Source organism: Pseudomonas sp. RV120224-01b (assembly GCF_003208145.1).
Taxonomy (GTDB): domain Bacteria; phylum Pseudomonadota; class Gammaproteobacteria; order Pseudomonadales; family Pseudomonadaceae; genus Aquipseudomonas; species Aquipseudomonas monteilii.
In genome coordinates this window covers 16,651-34,998 of sequence record NZ_QKMQ01000027.1, presented here as the reverse complement: position 1 = coordinate 34,998, position 18,348 = coordinate 16,651, and the positions used below count along the sequence as shown (strand labels likewise).

Below are 18,348 nucleotides of genomic sequence, written 5' to 3'. Positions count from 1 at the left end.
GTGGCGTGGTACAGCACCTGGTTGGGGTCGATGTCGTCCGGCTCGAAGACACCGTCGTCCGCGTCGTCGGCCTGGATGGCGCCCAGGCTGATCTGCCCCAGCGCCAGCAACCGGTCGGTGATGATCAGCGTGTGGCCTTTTGGCGTGTGTTCGAAGCGGTAGACGAAGCCTTCTTCGGCAGCCAGGCGGGCGATGAAGTCGAGGTCGGTTTCACCGGCCTGCACGCAGAACTCGCGCACCTCGTGTTTGTCGATGCTCTTCAGCGTGTAGCCGGTGATGCCCTGGCGCTCGAGCATCATCTGCAGAATCTGAGGCACGGTTTTCTGCTGGAAGATGCGCCAGTTCGAGCGCAACCCGGCGCGGGCCAGCGTGGGTTCGACCAAGGCGTGGTAACGGGTGCGATGAAAGCCTGTTTCACCCTGGCTGAAGGTGCTGACCAGGCCGTGGACGTAGCGCAGCGGGCGCTCACCGTCCCAGATCGTGAACAGCACCGGCTTGTCGAGCAGTTGGCCGAAGTCGACATCGTCCTGGAAGCTGACCAACTCCAGTTGCAACTGGAACGGCGTGCTGATGGCTTCGTCCAGTTCGAACGACACCACCTCGAACTCGCTGCGGCCAACCAGCGGCTGGAAGGTAAAACGCAAATCGGTTTGGCTAGGCATGTGGCATCCCCTGCTACTGCTACAAAATGGCGTTAAGCGACTCCAGTACCTCGGCGGTGATCAGGTCGAGGCGGTAGCTGTAATAGCTGTAGGCGCAGACCATGGCGATGGCCGAGAGCACCAACGGGCTCCACCAGGGCCATTCCCAACGCCGCCTGCGGTAGGGGCGATCGACGACGTTGGTGTAGGGGTCGCAGAGCTCTTCCGGCGTGGGGCCGCGCAGTTCGCGGATGACCTTGTGCATGCGCGAGATCAGGGCCTTGATGATGTCGTCGCACTTGGGGTCGAGGGCGTGCTTGCCGCGCAGGCCCAGGCAAATGCAGAAGTACAGGAACTCCAGTACATCCTGGAACTCCTTGGGCGACTGCATGACCCGTTCGAGCAGCACGAAGATTTTTTCGCCGCCCTGGGTTTCGTCGTGGAAGATGCTGAGCAGCGGTTCGTGGCTCCAGCACGAATTGTTGCCCCAGGGGCGGCTCATCACGGCCTCGTCCAGGAACAGGCACAGGCCGTAGGAGTAGACTTCCTGCTGGGCAACGGGGTAGCCGTGCTGCCGGATTTCTTCGCGGATGTTGCGGACCTGGTTCTGCACGGTCTTGTGCACATAGGCGATGTTGGGCAGGTCATCCAGTGTGCTCAGGCGAATGGCCAGGCCGAACAGCGGGGTGGCGGCGTCGAGCATCAGGTTCTCGAAGCCGCCGCGCAGTTGGAAGTCCGGGTCCGCGGGGTAGCCTTCGTAATCCGGGTGATCGGCTCGCCTTCCCTCGTCGGCCGGGTAAGGCGAGCCGGTCTCCTGCGGGCCATCGAGCATCCCGTGCAGGGTGTTTTCGGTTACATCGCGGGCATCGGAGGCGCCCTCGGGTTTTACCGGAGGAATATCGAGTGGGCCGGGCATGAAGTGGTCCTTGTCTTCCAGCAGGCTGAAGACAGGAACACTATCGGGGAATCAATTCTTCAAGGAGTCTGGGGCTTCCTAAACGGTTGTAGGATCCTTCTCTTCGTCTAGTTTCTAAACATTTCCGAAGAGCCTGGCCAGGCAAGCCAGCTTCTTCTTGTACGAACGCCGCGCCTCCAGCGCCTGGTCCAGGCTTACCGCCAGGAACCGTGCCTGCTGGTTGGGCTGCATCTGGCCGATCAGGTCCAGGTCGGCGCTGATCACTGTTCCGATCATGGCGTAGCCGCCACCCGACACGGCATCGCGGTGCAGGATGATCGGCTCCAACCCTGCCGGCACCTGGATCGAGCCGATCGGGTAGCAGCTGTCGACGATGTTCGACGGATCCGACCCCGCACCGAACGGTTGTTCCCGTGGCTGAAAGCTCAAGGCACTGCCGCCTTTGTAGCGATAGCCGATACGGTCCGCTTCGGAACCGACGGTCCAGGCTTCGGTGAAGAAGCTTTGCGCTGCAGCTTCGGTGAGGCGGTGAAAGTACAGCCCCGGCACCACACGCAACACCACTTCGCCGCCCAAGGCCTGGCGCAGGGCCATGGGCAGGCTTGCACCCGCGCGGGTCTTGCCGCTGGGCATGCCGACCGGTAGCAGGTCGCCCGCCATCAGTTTGCGCCCCTGGAAGCCGCCCAACGCTCCCAACGCGTAGGTGGAACGGCTACCCAGTACCTCGGGCACATCGATACCGCCGGCCACCGCCAGGTAAGCCCGCGCGCCTGCGGTGGGAAAGCCGAAACGCAACACCTGCCCGGCACGTACGGCAAACGCCGTGTCCGGGCGCTGCTCGCGACCATCGAGCAGCGCTGGCATCTGCGCACCGCACACGGCCACCAGTGTGTCCTGCTGGAACTCCAGCTCCGGGCCCACCAGCGCGCACTCCAGGCCTGCGGCGCCGGCCGGGTTGCCCACCAGGTGGTTGGCCGCACTCAGGGCGTACTGGTCGAGGGCGCCTGACGGCGGGATACCCAAGTGGTAGTAGCCTTCGCGGCCCAGGTCCTGCACAGACGTCGCCAAGCCCGGTTTGAGGACCTTGATCATGCCAATACCTCCTGCAGCGATTTGGGGTAGCCGACCGGGTCGGCGAGGAAGGCGTCCAGGGAAAACTCCACAGGGCGAATGCGCAGGTCGAAACGGCCTTCTTCAACATCCGCCACGGCCTGGTCATAGGCACGGCGGTCGATGGGTTTGAATTGCACGATGTCACCCGGACGGAAGAACACCATGTGCGCTTTCAGGTAGTTCAAGGTCTGCTGCGGGTCGTAGATCGGTGCCGGGGTAACGCCGAACATCTGGTAGCCCCCTGCTCCGCGCACCGAGTAGATGCAGCCGAAACAGCCGCCATGGCCCAGGGTGAGCTTGGGTGTGTCGGTACGCGGGCGCAGGTACTTGGGCACCTGCAACTGCCGTTCGCGCTCGACCATCTGGAACATGAAGGGCAGGCCGGCAACGAAGCCGACCATCGACACGAACCACGGCGCGCCGCTGTGTGCGGCGATGAATGCCTCGACATCGGCCAGGCCGTTGATACGTGCCGCGTACTCCAGGTCAGTGCTGGCCGGGTCTTGATGACGGTCACGAAAGCGCATCAGGGTTTCGTGGGTCCAGGGGTCGTTGTACAGCACCGGGATCTCGATGATTCGCGTCTGCAACGAACGCTCGGCCACGGCCTGCGCTTCGGCACCGCGCACGGCTTCAAGCAGTGCATCGGGGGCGATACGGTCCGGGTCGAAGCGGATCTGGAACGAGGCGTTGGCCAGGCACACGTCCAGCACGCCCTCCAGGGCCAGCCGCTCCACGGCGCGGGTGACGGCCATGCCCTTGAAGAAGGCTTCCAGCGACATGCTGTCGCTGACTTCGGCAAACAGGTGCTCGTCGGCGCCGAAGCTGTAGCGGATCGGGGTTGTAGCAAGCGATTCGGCCATGACTGTTCCTTTTTTGGAATCTTTATAGAAAGGCAGGCGAAAACAACCTATACGGGCTCCGGCTTGTGCCTGCCGGATGCCTCATGGGCTCAACGTGGCGCACGCACCACGATACCGGCTGCGTCCAGCGCCTTGCGCGTGGCCTCTACCAGGTCGAGCGCGCCGGGGGTATCGCTGTGCAGGCAGATGGAGTCGAACGCGATGGCCAGGTCCTGGCCTTCGACCGTACGTACCACGCCTTGCCGGCAAGCACGCAGTACCCGCTCTGCAACCGCCGTGGGGTCGTAGCCACGCACATTGCGGGTAAAGACGATAGAGCCGCTCAGGTCGTACTCGCGGTCGGCGTAGAACTCGCGGACCACCGGCTGGCCAAGTTCCTGGGCAATACGGCAGATCACCGAGCCCGGCATGCAGTACAGCAATAGCTCCGGCTCGATCACCCGCAGGTTTTCCACCAACAGGCGCGCGACTTCCTCGTCACGCGCCAAGTGCATGTACAGCGCACCGTGCGGCTTGATGTGCTGCAGGCGCACACCTTGTGCACGGGCAATTTCTCGCAGTGCACCCAGTTGGTAAAGCATGTCGTCGACCAGCTCCTGGGCCGGGGCGTTGATATGCCGGCGGCCAAAGCCCACCAGGTCTCGGAAACCCGGGTGGGCACCCACCGCAACGCCCAACGCCTTGGCCCGCTCTACGGTGCGGCGCATGGTGCCAGGGTCGCCGGCATGGAAGCCCGTGGCGATGTTCGCCGTGCTGATATGGCCCATCAGCTCGTTGTCGACGCCATCGCCAATGGTCCACGGGCCAAACCCCTCACCCATGTCCGAGTTGAAATCCACCACCTGCATGACTGTCTCTCCTGGCGCTTGTGACTGCATGCAAGCCACGTTAGATTCTCCACACCCCCTTGGGAAGATTTATAAACAGATAGGGTGTCTTCGGAAAATCAGATACCACAGGAGCCAACCGTGTCACTGACCCTGCGCCAGGTCCGCTATTTTGTCGCAACCGCCGAGATCGGCCAGATTTCCCAGGCAGCGATCCACCTGAATATCTCCCAGTCGGCGGTAACCACGGCCATCAAGGAACTGGAAGCCATGCTTGGCGTGCTGCTGTTCCAGCGCTCGGCTCAGGGCATGAACCTGACCGAGGCTGGCCGACACTTTCTGAACCGCGCCTATGTGATTCTGCGCAGTGTCGATGACGCGTTGAACAGCCCGCTGCCGAACGTGCGTGCAAGCGGCCTGCTGCGCCTGGCGGCAAGCTACACCGTGATTGGCTACTTCCTGCCTCACCACCTGCAGCGCCTTGAACACTGGCACCCGGACGTGACCCTGGAGCTGTACGAGCAAGAGCGCAGCGCCATCGAGCAAGGCTTGCTGGAGGGGCGTTTCGACATGGCGGTAGTGCTCACCGCCAACCTCACCCACCCCGATATCGTTTCGGAGACGCTGTTCAACTCCGAGCGTCGGCTATGGCTGCCCGGTCACCATCCGCTGTGCGAGCGCTCGTCGGTGAGCCTGGCCGACGTGGCCTGTGAGCCGTTCATTCTGCTGACCGTGGACGAAGCCGAGCAAAGCGCCATGCGCTACTGGGAACACGCCGGACAACGGCCAAGCGTGCGGGTGCGGACCAGTTCGGTGGAAGCCGTGCGCAGCATGGTTGCCAATGGCAGTGGCGTGGCGATCCTGTCAGACCTGGTACATCGGCCTTGGTCGCTGGAGGGCAAACGCATCGAGACAGTGACCATCAGCGACCCGGTTACGCCGATGAGCGTGGGGTTGGCCTGGCACCGGGAGCGGGCGTTCAGCCCGGCGATGCAGGCCGTGCGTAACTACTTTCATGATGCGTTTCTGGCGCCGCAGCAGTTGTCGGCGCGGCGGTGATTATGTGTTTGCAGGCTCGGCCTCTTCGCGGGCACGCCCGCGAAGAGGCCGGTATTGCCTCAGCGTTTCAGGCAGGTATCGATGTTCCAGCCATACAACCACTGCACCGCATCATAAAACTGATCCTGCGAACGCCCTTCCCACAAGTGGTTACGCACCAGCCGCTCGACACCCTTGGCATGGTAAAGCCGCCCCATTTCCCGCGCAGACCACAATACCCGCGCGGTACGGGGAATACGGATCGACTCGTACAAGCGGAACGCTGCCTGCAGGTCATGCTCGCAGGCCTTCACCGCCTGCCCCAGCACCACCGCGTCTTCCAGCGCCATGCATGCCCCCTGCGCCAGGTACTGGGTCATCGGGTGGGCGGCATCGCCCAGCAAGGTGGCCCGCCCTTCGCCCCACTGCTCTACCGGGTCACGGTCGGCCGTGGCCCAGCGGCGCCACGAGGTTGGCCGGTCGAGCATCTGCCGGGGCCGCTCGTGAATGCCTTCGAAGTACGACAGCACCTCTTCCTTGCTGCCGTCGGTCACGCCCCACTGTTCCTCGTGACGGCTGTGGAACGTCACCACCAGGTTGTACTGCTGGCCGCCGCGCAGCGGGTAATGCACCAAATGGCAGCGTGGGCCGGCCCACAGCATCGGTGCGTTGACGCGCAGGTCTTCGGGCATGTTCTGCACGTCCACCACGGCCCGGTACACCACATGCCCGGTGACCCGCGCCGGGTCGCCGACCATGCGCTCGCGAATCACTGACTTGACGCCGTCGCAGCCAATCACCGCATCGGCCTGGTAGCGGTTGCCTTTGCTGTCGGTCAGGGTCACGCCGTGGTCGTGCATTTCCATTCCGGCGATATGGGTCGAAGTCTGGAAACGGATCAGCGGGTTCTGCCGCACCGCTTCGAGAATCGACAAGTGAATGTCGGCGCGATGGATCACGCCATACGGGTTGCCGAAGCGCTGGCGGAAGCGCTCGCCTACTTCGATGCGCCCTACTTCATGGGCATCGATGGCGTCCATCATGATCAGGTGATCGGTAAACACCGAGCGATTGCGCGCTGCATCGCCCACGCCCAGGGCATCCAGCGCGGCATAGGCATTGGGCCCAAGCTGAATGCCGGCGCCAATTTCGCCAATGTGGTCGGCCTGCTCCAGCAGCAGCACCTGGATACCTTGTGCGGTCAGGGCCTGGGCAGCCGCGAGGCCACCAATGCCACCGCCGACGATGATGATTTTTTGTTGTTGGGCAGTCATGGTTAGGGTCTCCTTACAGGCTGCGGTGCTTATTGGATGAAATCGGGTTGGCGACCCGGGGCGGCGCGCTGGAAGGCGGGTTGTGCCTGGCAGTGCTCGTACACCGCCATCACCCGTGGGTAGGCGTGCAGGTCACAGCCCATGCGCTCGGCGTTGGCCACCTGCGGCACCAGGCAGCAATCTGCCAGGGTGGGGTGCTCGCCAAAGCAATACGGCCCATCGCCATGACGTTGCAGCAAGGCTTCGAGCGGAGCCAGGCCTTCGGCCACCCAGTGGGCGTACCAGCGGTCTTTTTCCTCAGGCCCCACTTCCAGCACGCGTTGCAGGTAACCCAACACGCGCACGTTGTTCAGGGGGTGGATATCGCAGGCGATCAACTGTGCGACTTCCAGCACCCGTGCGCGGAGCAGAGGCTGTTTTGGTAGCAACGGCGCCTGGGGGTACAGCGCGTCGAGGTAGTCAATAATGGCCAGCGATTGGGTCAGGCTGACGCCGTCATTGCCGACCAGCACCGGTACGCCGCCAATCGGGCTGAGCTCACGGTGCTGCGCCTGGCGTTGTTCACCGGCACGCAGGTTGACACCGTGGTAGTCCACCTCCAGGCCTTTGAGGGCAAGGGCGATGCGCACCCGATACGACGTGGAACTGTTGAAAAAACTGTAGAGCTGCATGGCAGTATTCCTGCTCGATCAGAGCGTGACGTGGGTATTGGCGCGCAGTGCGGTGGCAGGCTGCGCGCCCTTGAAGAAGATCGCCGCAGCGGCCAGCACAGCCGGCAGCATGAGCACGCCGAACAGCACCTCGAAGGACAACCCGGCATCCACCAACAGCGCGCCGCCGAAGGTGCCGCACACCGAACCGATACGCCCTACCCCATGCGCCCAACTCACCCCCGTGGCGCGGCTGGCGGTGGGGTAAAACGCGGCCGCCAGGGCATTGGCGCCCACCTGCGAGCCGCTGATGCAAAAGCCCATGCCGGCAACGCTCAGGCCCAGCATTGCGTAGTCGCCGTGGCATTGGCCGATGGCGAACAGGCACGCCGCGCCGCCAAGCAGGGCTAGCACCAGCACGTTGTGTGGGTCGAAACGGTCCATGGCTGCGCCCAGGCACAGCGCGCCAAGCGTGCCGCCGATCTGGAACAGCGCGCTGACCAGCGCTGCCTGGCTCAGGCTAAGGCCCGTGTCGCGCACCAGCAGTGGCAGCCAGTTGGTCATGCCGTAGATGATCAGCAGGCTCACGAAGAACACCAGCCACAGCGCCAGGGTGCCGCGACGTAACGGTGTGGCAAGAATCTGCCGGACCGGCGAATGCCCTTCCACCACGTCGTCCAGGCGCAAGCCCTGGCAACCCGCCGGCAAAGCACCCATGCGCTGCACGATAGCCAGTGCCTTGGCATCGCCCGGGTTACGCCGCACCAGAAAGCGCACTGACTCGGGCAAGGCCAGTACCAGGATTGGCAGCAACGCCAGCGGCAGCACCCCACCCAGGGCCAGCACGCTGCGCCAGCCGAACATCGGCAGCAGCTGCGCAGCGACCACCCCGCCCAAGGCCGAGCCCAAGGTGAAACCGCAAAACATGCCGGTCACCATCAGCGAACGACGCCGCTGCGGGCAGTACTCGGAGGTCAGGGTGATGGCGTTGGGCATTGTCCCGCCAAGGCCCAGGCCGGTGAGCAGGCGCAGCACCGCCAGGCTGTGCAGGTCCTGGGCAAACGCAGCAGCCAGGCTGAAGGCACCGAAGCAGGCCACCGACAGCAACAGCACGCGCTTGCGGCCGAAGCGGTCGGCCAGCGGCCCGGCCATGAACGCGCCGAGCATCAAACCGACCAACGCCGCGCCCAGCACCGGGCCAAGGTCGGCGGCGCCGATCTGCCAGTGCTCGCGCAATGCCGGGGCAATGAAACCGATCGCCGCCGTGTCCAGGCCATCGATGGCGGTCACCAGAAAACACAGCAACAGGATGCGCCACTGGAAGGTGGCAACCGGTTGGCTGTCGATAAAGGCTTGTACATCCACGGTGTTGTTTTTGTCAGTGGAAGACATGAGCGAAACCTCCGGGCCGGCGCCTGGCGCAGGCCACGTGTAAAACCAGGAGGAAGGGCCGACGGCGCCGGCCCAGGGCAGTCAGACGACGCGGACGTGGAGCTCGCCCAGACCGTCGACCCCGCCCACCATCAACTCACCCGCCACCACCGGGCCAACGCCCTCGGGGGTGCCGGTCATGATCAGGTCGCCGGGCTGCAGTTCGAAGAAACGCGACAGGTAGGCGATGGTTTCCGGCACCGACCAGATCAGCTTGTCAATGTCGCTGCGCTGACGGTCCGCGCCCTCTACCTGCAGCCAGATGCCGGCCTGCGCCGGGTGGCCGACCTGGCTTGCAGGGTGCAACGGTGCAATTGGCGCGGAGGCATCGAACGCTTTACCGATCTCCCACGGGCGGCCCATCTCGCGCATCTTCATCTGCAGGTCGCGGCGGGTCATGTCCAGGCCAACGGCGTAACCGAACACATGCTGGTTGGCCTGCTCCAGCGGAATGTCGCGCCCGCCTTTGCCGATGGCCGCAACCAGCTCGATTTCATAGTGGTAGTTGCTGGTTTCTGCCGGGTACGGCAGCTCCAGGGTCTGGCCCTCGGCCACCGGCACTACGGCGTCAGCAGGCTTGCAGAAGAAGAACGGCGGCTCGCGGTCGGGGTCGAAGCCCATTTCCCGGGCGTGCGCAGCGTAGTTGCGGCCGACGCAGTACACACGGCGTACCGGGAAGCGCTGGTCGCTGCCGGCAATCGGCAGGCTGGGGGTGGCGGCAGGTTCGAACAGGTAAGTCATGGCAGGGATTCCTTGGATCAATGGTGTTCGCGGGCTTCGCGCAGCAGCCCTAGGGCTTCCTGCACCGGCCGGTCGGAATAGCTGAACAGCACACACTCGTCGTCGGCCTGCAGGCTCAACGGCACCCAGCTCGGCACCACGAAGGTGTCCTTGGGCTCAAAGTGGAAGGTCTGCCCGCCGATGACCGCTCGGCCACGGCCCTCGACTACCGAGTACACGGTGGCGTCGGTGCAACGGGCAGTCTTGCCGACGAAACCGCGCGGCAGCAGTTGCATGCAGGTGCCAATGGTGGGCATGGCCCAGCCCCCGGTGGCTGGGTTGACGTAGCGCAGCTTCACGCCGTCCCATGCATCCACTTCGCCTTGGCGTTCAAGCGTGGCCAAGGCTTCGCGGGTGCGCGCATAGGGGTAACTGAAAATCGGCGAGGTGGTGCCCTGTACCTCATGGCGCAGCGGCAGCATGTTGGCGCCATAACGGGCCAGGCTGTTGCCCTCGGGCCGGCTGACGGGCTGCACCGCTTCGGGGTAGTTCTCGGCAAAGCCCGCGCCATAGAAACGCACCGTGGGGATGTCGAGGCCGTCCAGCCAGATCACCGGTTCACCGCCCTCGGCTTCGCTCGGGTTGCCATGGTCGTGCCAGGTCCAGGACGGGGTGATGATGAAATCGCCCGGGTGCATGGTCGTGCGCTCACCGTCCACGGCCGTATAGGCGCCCTTGCCTTCGACCACGAAGCGCAGCGCCGATTGGCTGTGGCGGTGGCTGGGGGCAATTTCGCCCGGCAGGATCAATTGCAGGCCGGCGTACAGGCTGGGAGTGATCGAGGCCTGGCCGCGAATACCCGGGTTTTCCAGCACCAGTACCCGGCGCACGGCTTCTTCGGCGCTGATCAGCTGGCCAGCTTCCATCAGATACGGGCGCACTTCGCTGAAGCGCCAAAGCGCGGCAACGCACGCTGTGGTGGGCTGTGGCGGTACCAGGTTGTGCAGTTGCTCCCACAGCGGGAACAACGCCTGGCTGTCGATGCGTTGATAGAAGCCGGCGCGGGCCGTGTCGATGTTGTCGTTGTTATGCATCGCGTCACCTGTGGTGGGCTGTGGAGGGGCGGATGGCCGTGGCAGCGCCCCCGTTGTGGGTCCGATTAAACGCCCGCGCCACATACAAAAAAAATGATATTTTCATATGCAGCCATATAAAAAAGATGATGAGAGATACGCCATGCACTGGACCCGCCGCCTGCGCCCGCGCCACTTGCAACTGCTGGTGACCTTGGCCGAAACCGGCAACCTCAGCGACACCGCCCGGCAGGCCTATACCACCCAGCCCGGCCTGTCGAAGTTCCTCAAGGAGCTGGAGGAAGACGCCGGCGCGCTCCTGTTCGAGCGCCATGCCCGCGGCCTGAGGCCGACCGCAGAGGGCACGTTGCTGGTCAACCATGCGCGGCGCATCCTCAGCGAAATGGAGCGGGCGCAGAGCAACCTCGATGCCTTGCGCGAAGGCAATACGCCCAACGTGGCCATCGGCACCTCGCCCGCTTCGGCGCCGAGCCTGGTGCCGGATGCCATCCTCTACTTCCTGGAAAAGCACCCGAAAGCGCAGGTATCACTGCAGGAAAGCACCATGAACGTGCTGCTGGAGCGCCTTCAGCTGGGCCAGCTGGACGTGGTGGTCGGGCGCGTCGACAATTACCAGCCGAGCCAGGCGCTGCACAGCGAAATGCTGTTCCGTGAACCGATGCAGGTGGTCGCCCGCCCCGACCATCCATTGGCCACACGCACGGGCCTGAGCTGGGACGACCTGTACCAGTACGACTGGCTGCTGTGGCCACCGGCCACGCCGATTCGCAATCGCCTGGATACCGCCCTGAGCAACGCCGGGCGCAAACCGCTGCCGTGCCGTATCGAGTCGTCATCGCTGATGGCCAACCTGTGGTTGATGCAGAACAGCGACATGCTGTCGGTGGCTTCGGGGCGGGTCGCCGAGCATTTCCATGGGCGCGGGTTGCTGCAGCGGCTGGATTTCGAGCTGGAGGCGGAAGGGTCGATTGGCATGTGCTGGCGTGATGAGCCGCATATCGAAGGCGCGGTGCTGGACTTGCTGGAAAGCCTGCGGGAGGCGGCCCGGGTGCCTATTCGGCCAGCATCTGCGCCTGTTAAGGCCTAATCGCCGGCAAGCCAGCTCCCACAGGTATTTCACATGCATTCAGACCTGTGCAGTACCTGTGGGAGCTGGCTTGCCGGCGATGAAGGCAAAACCGATCTCGAGCCGAACGATCAGCCACCTATGCCGTCATAACCTGAGCCGGTGCCGACACGCAAAGAGGACGCGAAATGACCCAGCCCGACCCGTCATACGTCAAATGGCTCGAAGACCGCGCCATGCTCAAGGCCTCCCAAGCGCGCGCCAGGCTGTATTCAGGCCAGTCCCGGTTGTGGCAGCAGCCGTACGCCGAAGCCCAGCCCCGCCGCGCCACCGAGATCGCCTCAGTCTGGCTGACGGTGTACCCCGACGCCATCATCGCCCCGCCAGGCTGCTCGGTGCTCGGCGCCCTGGCCCACGAAGCGCTGTGGAAGCGCTTGTCGGATATCGGCATCCAGGGCCTGCACACCGGCCCGATCAAGTTGTCAGGCGGGATTCGCGGTCGCGAACTCACCCCCAGCGTGGACGGCAACTTCGACCGCATCAGCTTCGACATCGACCCGCTGTACGGCAGCGAACAGGAACTGATCCAGATGAGCCGCATGGCCGCGGCGCACAACGCCGTGACCATCGACGACCTGATCCCCTCACACACCGGCAAGGGTGCCGACTTCCGCCTGGCAGAACTGGCACACGGGCCCTACCCGGGGCTGTACCACATGGTCGAAATCCGCGAGGAAGACTGGCCGCTATTGCCGGAGGTGCCCGCCGGCCGTGACGCGGTCAACCTGCTGCCCGCCCAGTGCGACGAGCTCAGGGCCCGCCATTACATCGTCGGCCAACTGCAACGTGTCATCTTCTTCGAGCCAGGTGTGAAGGAAACCGACTGGAGCGCTACAGCGCCGGTTACCGGTGTCGACGGCAAGACGCGACGCTGGGTATACCTGCACTATTTCAAGGAAGGCCAACCGTCTCTGAACTGGCTGGACCCGACCTTCGCCGCCCAGCAAATGATCATTGGCGATGCCCTGCACGCCCTGGACTGCCTGGGCGCCCGAGGCCTGCGCCTGGACGCCAACGGATTTCTCGGCGTGGAAACACGGGCCAACGACACCGCCTGGTCGGAAAGCCACCCACTGTCGATTGTCGGCAATCAGCTGATCGGCGGCATGATCCGCAAAGCCGGCGGCTTCAGCTTCCAGGAGCTTAACCTCACCCTGGACGACATCGCGCAGATGTCCAAAGGCGGCGCCGACCTGTCCTACGATTTCATTACCCGGCCGGCCTACCAGCATGCACTGCTGACCGGCGACACCGCATTCCTGCGCCTGATGCTCAAGGAAATGCACACTTTCGGCATCGACCCGGCCTCGCTGATCCATGCCCTGCAGAACCACGACGAGCTGACCGTAGAGCTGGTGCACTTCTGGACCCTGCACGCCCACGACATGTACCTGTACAAGGGCCAGACGCTGCCCGGCAGCATCCTGCGCGAACACATCCGTGAAGAGATTTACGAACGGCTATCGGGCGAGCACGCGCCGTACAACCTGCGCTTCGTCACCAACGGCATCGCCTGCACCACGGCCAGCCTGATTGCCGCAGCACTGGGCCTGCGCGACCTGGAGCAGATCGGCGCGGCAGAAATCGAACAGATCCAGAAGGTGCACCTGCTGCTGGTGATGTACAACGCCATGCAGCCGGGGGTGGTGGCGTTGTCCGGCTGGGACCTGGTCGGTGCCCTGCCCTTGCCCGCCGACGCGGTGGCCGAGCGCATGCTCGATGGCGACACCCGCTGGATTCACCGGGGCGGTTACGACCTGGCTGGGCTGGACACGCAGGCCGAGCAATCGGTGCGCGGCATGCCCCGTGCACGCGCCCTGTATGGAAGCCTGGACAGCCAGCTGGAAAACAGCGACTCGTTTGCCTGCAAGGTGAAGAAGCTACTGGCCGTACGCCAGGCCTATGGCATCGCCACCAGCCGCCAGGTGCTGGTGCCTGAAGTCAGCAGCCCGGGGTTACTGGTGATGGTGCACGAACTGCCGGCCGGGCGCGGTATCCAGATCAGCGCGTTGAACTTTGGCCAGGACGTGATTGCGGAGGAACTGCAACTGACCGGGTTCACGCCGGGGCCGGTGGTGGACATGATCAACGAGACGGTTGAAGGCGACCTGACCGAGGACGGGCGCCTCATGGTGAACCTGGACCCGTACGAGGCGCTGTGCCTGCGGATCGTCAACAGCAGCGGGCATTTGTAAACCTGCGCAGAGGCCGACCTTGATTTTGCAGCGCCAGAGGCATAGCGTTCGGGTGATTTCTTTTTGTGCCCAGGAGCAACTCCATGTACACCGGCATCGTCCAGGCCGTCCGCCCTCTGCTTGATGTGACCTCCTACCCGGGCCACAACCAGTTCACCATCGACCTCACCCCCGAACTGCTCGACGAACTGAAGATCGGCGCCAGCGTCAGTGTCGAGGGCACTTGCCTGTCGGTCACCGAAATTCACGGTACGCAGGTCAGGTTCGACGCCATGAACGCCACCCTGGAACGCACCAACCTGCGCAATTTCAAGGCCGGCCAAGGCGTCAACATTGAACGCTCGGCAAAAATGAACGCCGAAATCGGCGGCCACCTGATGGCCGGCCACATCGCCACCACCGCGGAAATCGTCGAGCTGTCCATCAAGGAAACCGGTGCATTCATCACGTTTCGCATGCCGCCGGAATGGGGCAAGTACGTGTTCCCGCGCGGTTTCATCGGGGTCAACGGCTGCAGCCTGACCGTTGCCGATGTCGACGACAATGTCATCACCATCAACCTGATCCCGGAAACCCTACGCCAGACCACCTTCGCCCGCTACAAGGCCGGCGAGCTGCTCAATATCGAGGTCGATCACCAGACCATGGTGCTGGTCGACGTGGTGGAGCGCACCATCAAAGGCACCCTGGCCCGCGAAAAACTGCTGCCCTGAGGCCTGCGCATGCTGCCCAATGCCCTCCCCGCGCGCACGGCCAGGCGGCTGCGGCTGCAAACCCTGCGTGGTCGTGTCGGCCTCGGCCTGGTCGCCGCCCTGTCGGTGCTGGCTGGCATGACCGATGCCATCGGCCTGCTGGCGCTGGGTGACTTCGTGTCATTCATGAGCGGCAACACCACGCGCCTGGCGGTGGCCATCAGTGAAGCCGACCTGCCCCTGGTGCTGCGCCTGAGTGGCGCGGTATTGGGCTTTGTCGCCGGCAATGCGCTGGGCGTACTGCTGGCACGCGGCTTTCACCGCCGGGCCTGGCCCGTGTTGCTGGTGGTCGCCGCACTGCTGGGGTTCGCAGCCGTATGGCCGTTGGCAGCCACCTTCCCGGCATTACTGGCCGCCACACTGGCCATGGGCATGATCAATGCCGTGGTCGAACAGGTGAACGGCCTGCCCATCGGCCTGACCTACGTTACTGGCGCCCTGTCCCGCTTCGGCCGTGGCCTGGGGCGCTGGCTGCTGGGCGAGCGGCGTAACGGCTGGCGGGTGCAGCTGGTGCCTTGGGCCGGCATGCTGTCGGGGGCCGCGCTCGGCGCCTGGTTGCAACAACACCTGGGCCTGCAGGCACTGGCCGGCAGCTGCGCACTGGCGTGTGTGCTGGCCCTGGTATCGCGGTTCATCCCGCGCGCCTGGCAGCGCGGCTACATGCCTCGCTGACGACCCGCTGCGTGGGTGCTGCTACGCCAGCACCTTGCGCCTGGCCTTCTGCTCGACGATCCGCGCGTCGATGCCCTCTATCTTCTGCTCTGAGTTGCCGTGCTGCTCCTGCGGCGGCTTTCGCACGTCCTCGATCTCCGATGCCGCCAGTGCCACGGCGTACCTGTAGCAGCCGTTCCAGCTGCGAACAGCTCTGCAAAAACGAATAGTAGACAATTTGTATAATGTCGATAGACAATGACAAAATGTCGCACTCGACGGCCGATGTGCCACCTGCGGCATGTCACCGTGCAAGATCGTTAACCGGAGTAGATAAATGCAAAAAGTAACTTCGCTGCCTGGCGATGACGCCCGTCCGGGCTGGTACCACACCAGCCCCAAGCGTCAGCCGCGCCCGGGCCATTCGGGTCGCAAGGAAGCGCGCTGGACCATCATCGGCGCAGGCCTGACCGGCCTGGCAGCGGCGCGCCAGATGGCGTTGAACTTCCCCAATGAAGAGATCGTGCTGGTCGATGCCCAGGAAGTCGGCTTTGGTTCCGCCGGCCGCAATGCCGGTTTCGCCATCGATGTGCCGCATGACATCGGCGCCAAGGACTACATCGGCGACGTCACCGTCGCGACCAAGATCCTGCGCCTGAATACCCTCGGTCAGGACTACCTGCGCGACATCGTCGAGCGCAACGGCATCGACTGCCAGATGTCTGACTCCGGCAAATACCAGGCCGCCGTCGGCGCCAAGGGCATTGCCATCCTCGAGGCCTACCGCAGTGGCCTGGAGAAAATCGGCTGCAGCTCCACCCTGATCGACGAGCAGGACCTGCCTGCACACATTGGCACCTCGTACTACAAAAAGGCCCTGCACATCCCCGGCACCTTGCTGCTGCAGCCCTCGGCGCTGGTCAAGGGCCTGGCCGACAACCTGCCGGCCAACGTCACCCTGTACGAACACACGCCGATCACCTCGATCGACCAGGGCGACAGGATCACCCTGGTGCATGACCGTGGCACCATCGTCACTGACAAACTGATCCTGGCCAACAACGGCTTTGCCTCGGCATTCGGTTTCCTCAAGGGCCGCCTGCTGCCGACGTTCCTGTACGCCAGCCTCAGCCGCCAGCTGACCGAGCAAGAGCAAGCCCGCCTGGGTGGCCAGCCGGTCTGGGGCGTGATCCCCGCGCACCCGTTCGGCAGCACCGTGCGCCGCACCGCCGACAACCGCATCCTGATCCGCAACAGCTTCAACTTCTACCCGGACGGCCGCCCACGCGCCAACGCCCTGCAGAGCCATTTGCCGACCCATCGCAAATCGTTCGAGCGACGCTTCCCGATGCTCGGGAATGTCGAGTTCGAATACTCCTGGAGCGGCGCCATCTGCCTGTCGGAAAACCACGAAGGCTTCTTCGGCCAGCTGGCACCGAACGTGTACGGCGCGCTGTGCTGCAACGGCCTGGGCATCACCCGCGGTACCGCCACCGGCAAGCTGCTGGCCGACTGGCTGGCTGGCGAACGTAACGAGCACATCGACTTCCTGCTGTCGTCGCCAGGCCCGAACAAGACCCCGCCGCAGCCGTTCCTGTCCATTGGCGTGAACTCGGTGCTCAAGTGGGGCCAGTTCCGCGCCGGCCTGGAAGTCTGACCACGCGGGCTACCAGGCCCGCCATCTGCCTTGCGTTGCACTATTACCAGATCAAGAGAAAATCATGCGTTCCACTGCCCAACCCGTCATGATCGACGACGTTGAAATCAACAGCTTCCATCAACTGCTCACCCTGCGTACCGGGCTGGGCTGGGTGATGGTCGGTTACATCCTCAGCATCATCGGCGTGGCTACCCTTCCCATGTCGGCTTCGCTACACCTGAGCGGCTTCTGGCAAGGCATGGTCGCCGCCATGGCCCTGCTCGGCGTATTCGCCGGCGGCTTCTTCGGTGGCTGGCTGACCGACCGCATGGGCCGGCAGAAGCTGTTCTTCGTCGCCCCGGCCATCGTCATGCTGTCGTCCGTGGCCATGCTCTGGGTTCAAGACCCGCTGGCCCTGTCGCTGCTGCGCCTGCTGTGCGGCCTGGCGGTCGGCATCGAATACACCGCTGCCGGTTCGCTGCTGACCGAGTTCATTCCGCAGAAGTCCCGTGGCTCGCGGCTCTCGCTGCTGACCGTGCTGTGGTTCGTCGGCGCCGCGCTGGCGTACATCGCCGGCAACTTCATGCTGGCCGACGCAGGCCCGGAACAATGGCGCACGGTCATGGCCAGCCCGGCAATCATTGCCGGCCTGCTGCTGCTCGCCCGCCTGGGTACCCCGGAGTCACCACGCTGGCTGCTGAGCAAAGGCCGCCGCAGAGAAGCCGAGCAAGTCATCCGCAAGGTGTACGGGCGTGACTTCTCGCTGCGCAACATCAGCGATGACAGCGCCCCGGGCGAGGCCATGTCATTCATCGGCGCCCTGCGCGCCGGCTACGGCAAACGCATCCTGTTCGTGGTGATGTTCTGGGCCTGCGCGGTGATCCCGCTGTTCGCCGTGTATGCCTTCGTGCCCAAGCTGTTCCAGGCCCTGCAACTGACCGGCAACCTGGCCGCCTACGGCTCGATGGGCATCACCCTGATCCTGGTACTGGGCTGCATCATCGCCACCTGGCTGATCAACTACCTGGGCCGACGCACCATCATCCTCCACAGCTTCCTGTGGTCGGGGTTGGCGCTGCTGGGGCTGGGCCTGTTCCCGGATGCACAGGGCTGGGTGGTGCTGTCGCTGTTCGGTGCCTACGCGCTGTTCATTGGCGGTGCCCAGGTGCTGGAGTTCGTCTACCCGAACGAGCTGTTCCCCACCGAAATCCGCGCATTCGCGGTGGGCATGGGCGCCTCCCTGGCGGCCTTCAGCTCGGCCATCGGTACCTGGCTGGTACCGATTTCGCTGGAACACTACGGCATCGCCAACACGATGTTCGCTGCAGCGGCGATCACCATGCTGGGGCTGGCTGTGTCACTGGTGCTGGCACCCGAGACCAAGTCGATGAGCCTGCAGGAAGCGGCAGCGCTGTAAA

At 64.2% G+C, this 18,348-nt stretch carries 17 protein-coding genes; 7 read left to right on the top strand and 10 right to left on the bottom strand.

What is annotated here, in order from left to right; translation table 11 throughout:
- From N436_RS27750 to N436_RS27730, 5 genes are all read right to left on the bottom strand, one after another.
- A partial coding sequence (locus tag N436_RS27750; protein ID WP_146232686.1) for a type VI secretion system Vgr family protein occupies positions 1-662 on the bottom strand: 662 nt, incomplete at its 3' end.
- A 19-nt stretch (positions 663-681) separates the two neighbouring features.
- Entirely contained in the window at positions 682-1,557 is an 876-nt protein-coding gene (icmH, locus tag N436_RS27745) for a type IVB secretion system protein IcmH/DotU (protein WP_110742447.1), read from the bottom strand.
- A 114-nt stretch (positions 1,558-1,671) separates the two neighbouring features.
- Entirely contained in the window at positions 1,672-2,649 is a 978-nt protein-coding gene (locus N436_RS27740; protein WP_105948771.1) for a biotin-dependent carboxyltransferase family protein, read from the bottom strand.
- Complete coding sequence (locus N436_RS27735; protein ID WP_110742446.1) at positions 2,646-3,533, bottom strand: allophanate hydrolase subunit 1; 888 nt, start codon at positions 3,531-3,533, stop codon at positions 2,646-2,648. The genes N436_RS27740 and N436_RS27735 overlap by 4 nt, the downstream gene beginning before the upstream one ends.
- Before the next feature lie 89 nt (positions 3,534-3,622).
- Positions 3,623-4,381, bottom strand: coding sequence for a 5-oxoprolinase subunit PxpA (locus N436_RS27730; RefSeq protein WP_110742445.1), 759 nt, complete (start codon positions 4,379-4,381; stop codon positions 3,623-3,625).
- A 120-nt stretch (positions 4,382-4,501) separates the two neighbouring features.
- On the opposite strand from N436_RS27730, the gene N436_RS27725 reads away from it, so the two are divergent.
- Positions 4,502-5,419 (top strand): LysR family transcriptional regulator, encoded by a 918-nt coding sequence (locus N436_RS27725; protein WP_016714094.1) that lies wholly within the window; start codon positions 4,502-4,504, stop codon positions 5,417-5,419.
- A gap of 59 nt (positions 5,420-5,478) precedes the next feature.
- Here the strand turns inward: N436_RS27725 and N436_RS27720 are convergent, their stop codons facing one another.
- From N436_RS27720 to gtdA, 5 genes are all read right to left on the bottom strand, one after another.
- Positions 5,479-6,672 carry a 3-hydroxybenzoate 6-monooxygenase gene (locus N436_RS27720; RefSeq protein WP_110742444.1) on the bottom strand — a complete coding sequence of 398 codons (1,194 nt, stop codon included), beginning with the start codon at positions 6,670-6,672 and terminating at the stop codon, positions 5,479-5,481.
- A 29-nt stretch (positions 6,673-6,701) separates the two neighbouring features.
- Positions 6,702-7,343, bottom strand: coding sequence for a maleylacetoacetate isomerase (maiA, locus tag N436_RS27715; protein WP_110742443.1), 642 nt, complete (start codon positions 7,341-7,343; stop codon positions 6,702-6,704).
- A gap of 18 nt (positions 7,344-7,361) precedes the next feature.
- Positions 7,362-8,714, bottom strand: a complete 1,353-nt coding sequence (locus N436_RS27710; protein WP_110742442.1) for an aromatic acid/H+ symport family MFS transporter — start codon at positions 8,712-8,714, stop codon at positions 7,362-7,364.
- Between the two features lie 81 nt (positions 8,715-8,795).
- Positions 8,796-9,494, bottom strand: a complete 699-nt coding sequence (locus N436_RS27705) for a fumarylacetoacetate hydrolase family protein (protein ID WP_110742441.1) — start codon at positions 9,492-9,494, stop codon at positions 8,796-8,798.
- Between the two features lie 17 nt (positions 9,495-9,511).
- The gene (gene gtdA / locus N436_RS27700) at positions 9,512-10,567 is read right to left on the bottom strand and encodes a gentisate 1,2-dioxygenase (protein ID WP_110742440.1); all 1,056 of its coding nucleotides are present in this window, start codon (positions 10,565-10,567) and stop codon (positions 9,512-9,514) included.
- 142 nt (positions 10,568-10,709) lie between these two features.
- Here gtdA and N436_RS27695 point away from each other — a divergent pair, with 142 nt between their 5' ends.
- The 6 genes from N436_RS27695 to N436_RS27670 all read left to right on the top strand — a co-directional run bounded on the left by N436_RS27695 (position 10,710) and on the right by N436_RS27670 (position 18,347).
- Entirely contained in the window at positions 10,710-11,654 is a 945-nt protein-coding gene (locus N436_RS27695) for a LysR substrate-binding domain-containing protein (protein WP_105948780.1), read from the top strand.
- Between the two features lie 167 nt (positions 11,655-11,821).
- On the top strand, positions 11,822-13,888 hold the full coding sequence (treS, locus tag N436_RS27690; RefSeq protein WP_110742439.1) for a maltose alpha-D-glucosyltransferase: 2,067 nt from the start codon (positions 11,822-11,824) through the stop codon (positions 13,886-13,888).
- Between the two features lie 83 nt (positions 13,889-13,971).
- On the top strand, positions 13,972-14,601 hold the full coding sequence (locus N436_RS27685; protein WP_110742438.1) for a riboflavin synthase subunit alpha: 630 nt from the start codon (positions 13,972-13,974) through the stop codon (positions 14,599-14,601).
- A 9-nt stretch (positions 14,602-14,610) separates the two neighbouring features.
- Positions 14,611-15,312: a YoaK family protein gene (locus N436_RS27680; RefSeq protein ID WP_105948783.1), complete on the top strand. Its 702-nt coding sequence runs from the start codon at positions 14,611-14,613 to the stop codon at positions 15,310-15,312.
- A 316-nt stretch (positions 15,313-15,628) separates the two neighbouring features.
- Complete coding sequence (locus N436_RS27675; RefSeq protein WP_110742437.1) at positions 15,629-16,948, top strand: FAD-binding oxidoreductase; 1,320 nt, start codon at positions 15,629-15,631, stop codon at positions 16,946-16,948.
- 64 nt (positions 16,949-17,012) lie between these two features.
- Positions 17,013-18,347 (top strand): MFS transporter, encoded by a 1,335-nt coding sequence (locus tag N436_RS27670; RefSeq protein WP_110742436.1) that lies wholly within the window; start codon positions 17,013-17,015, stop codon positions 18,345-18,347.
- Position 18,348 lies beyond the last annotated feature (1 nt).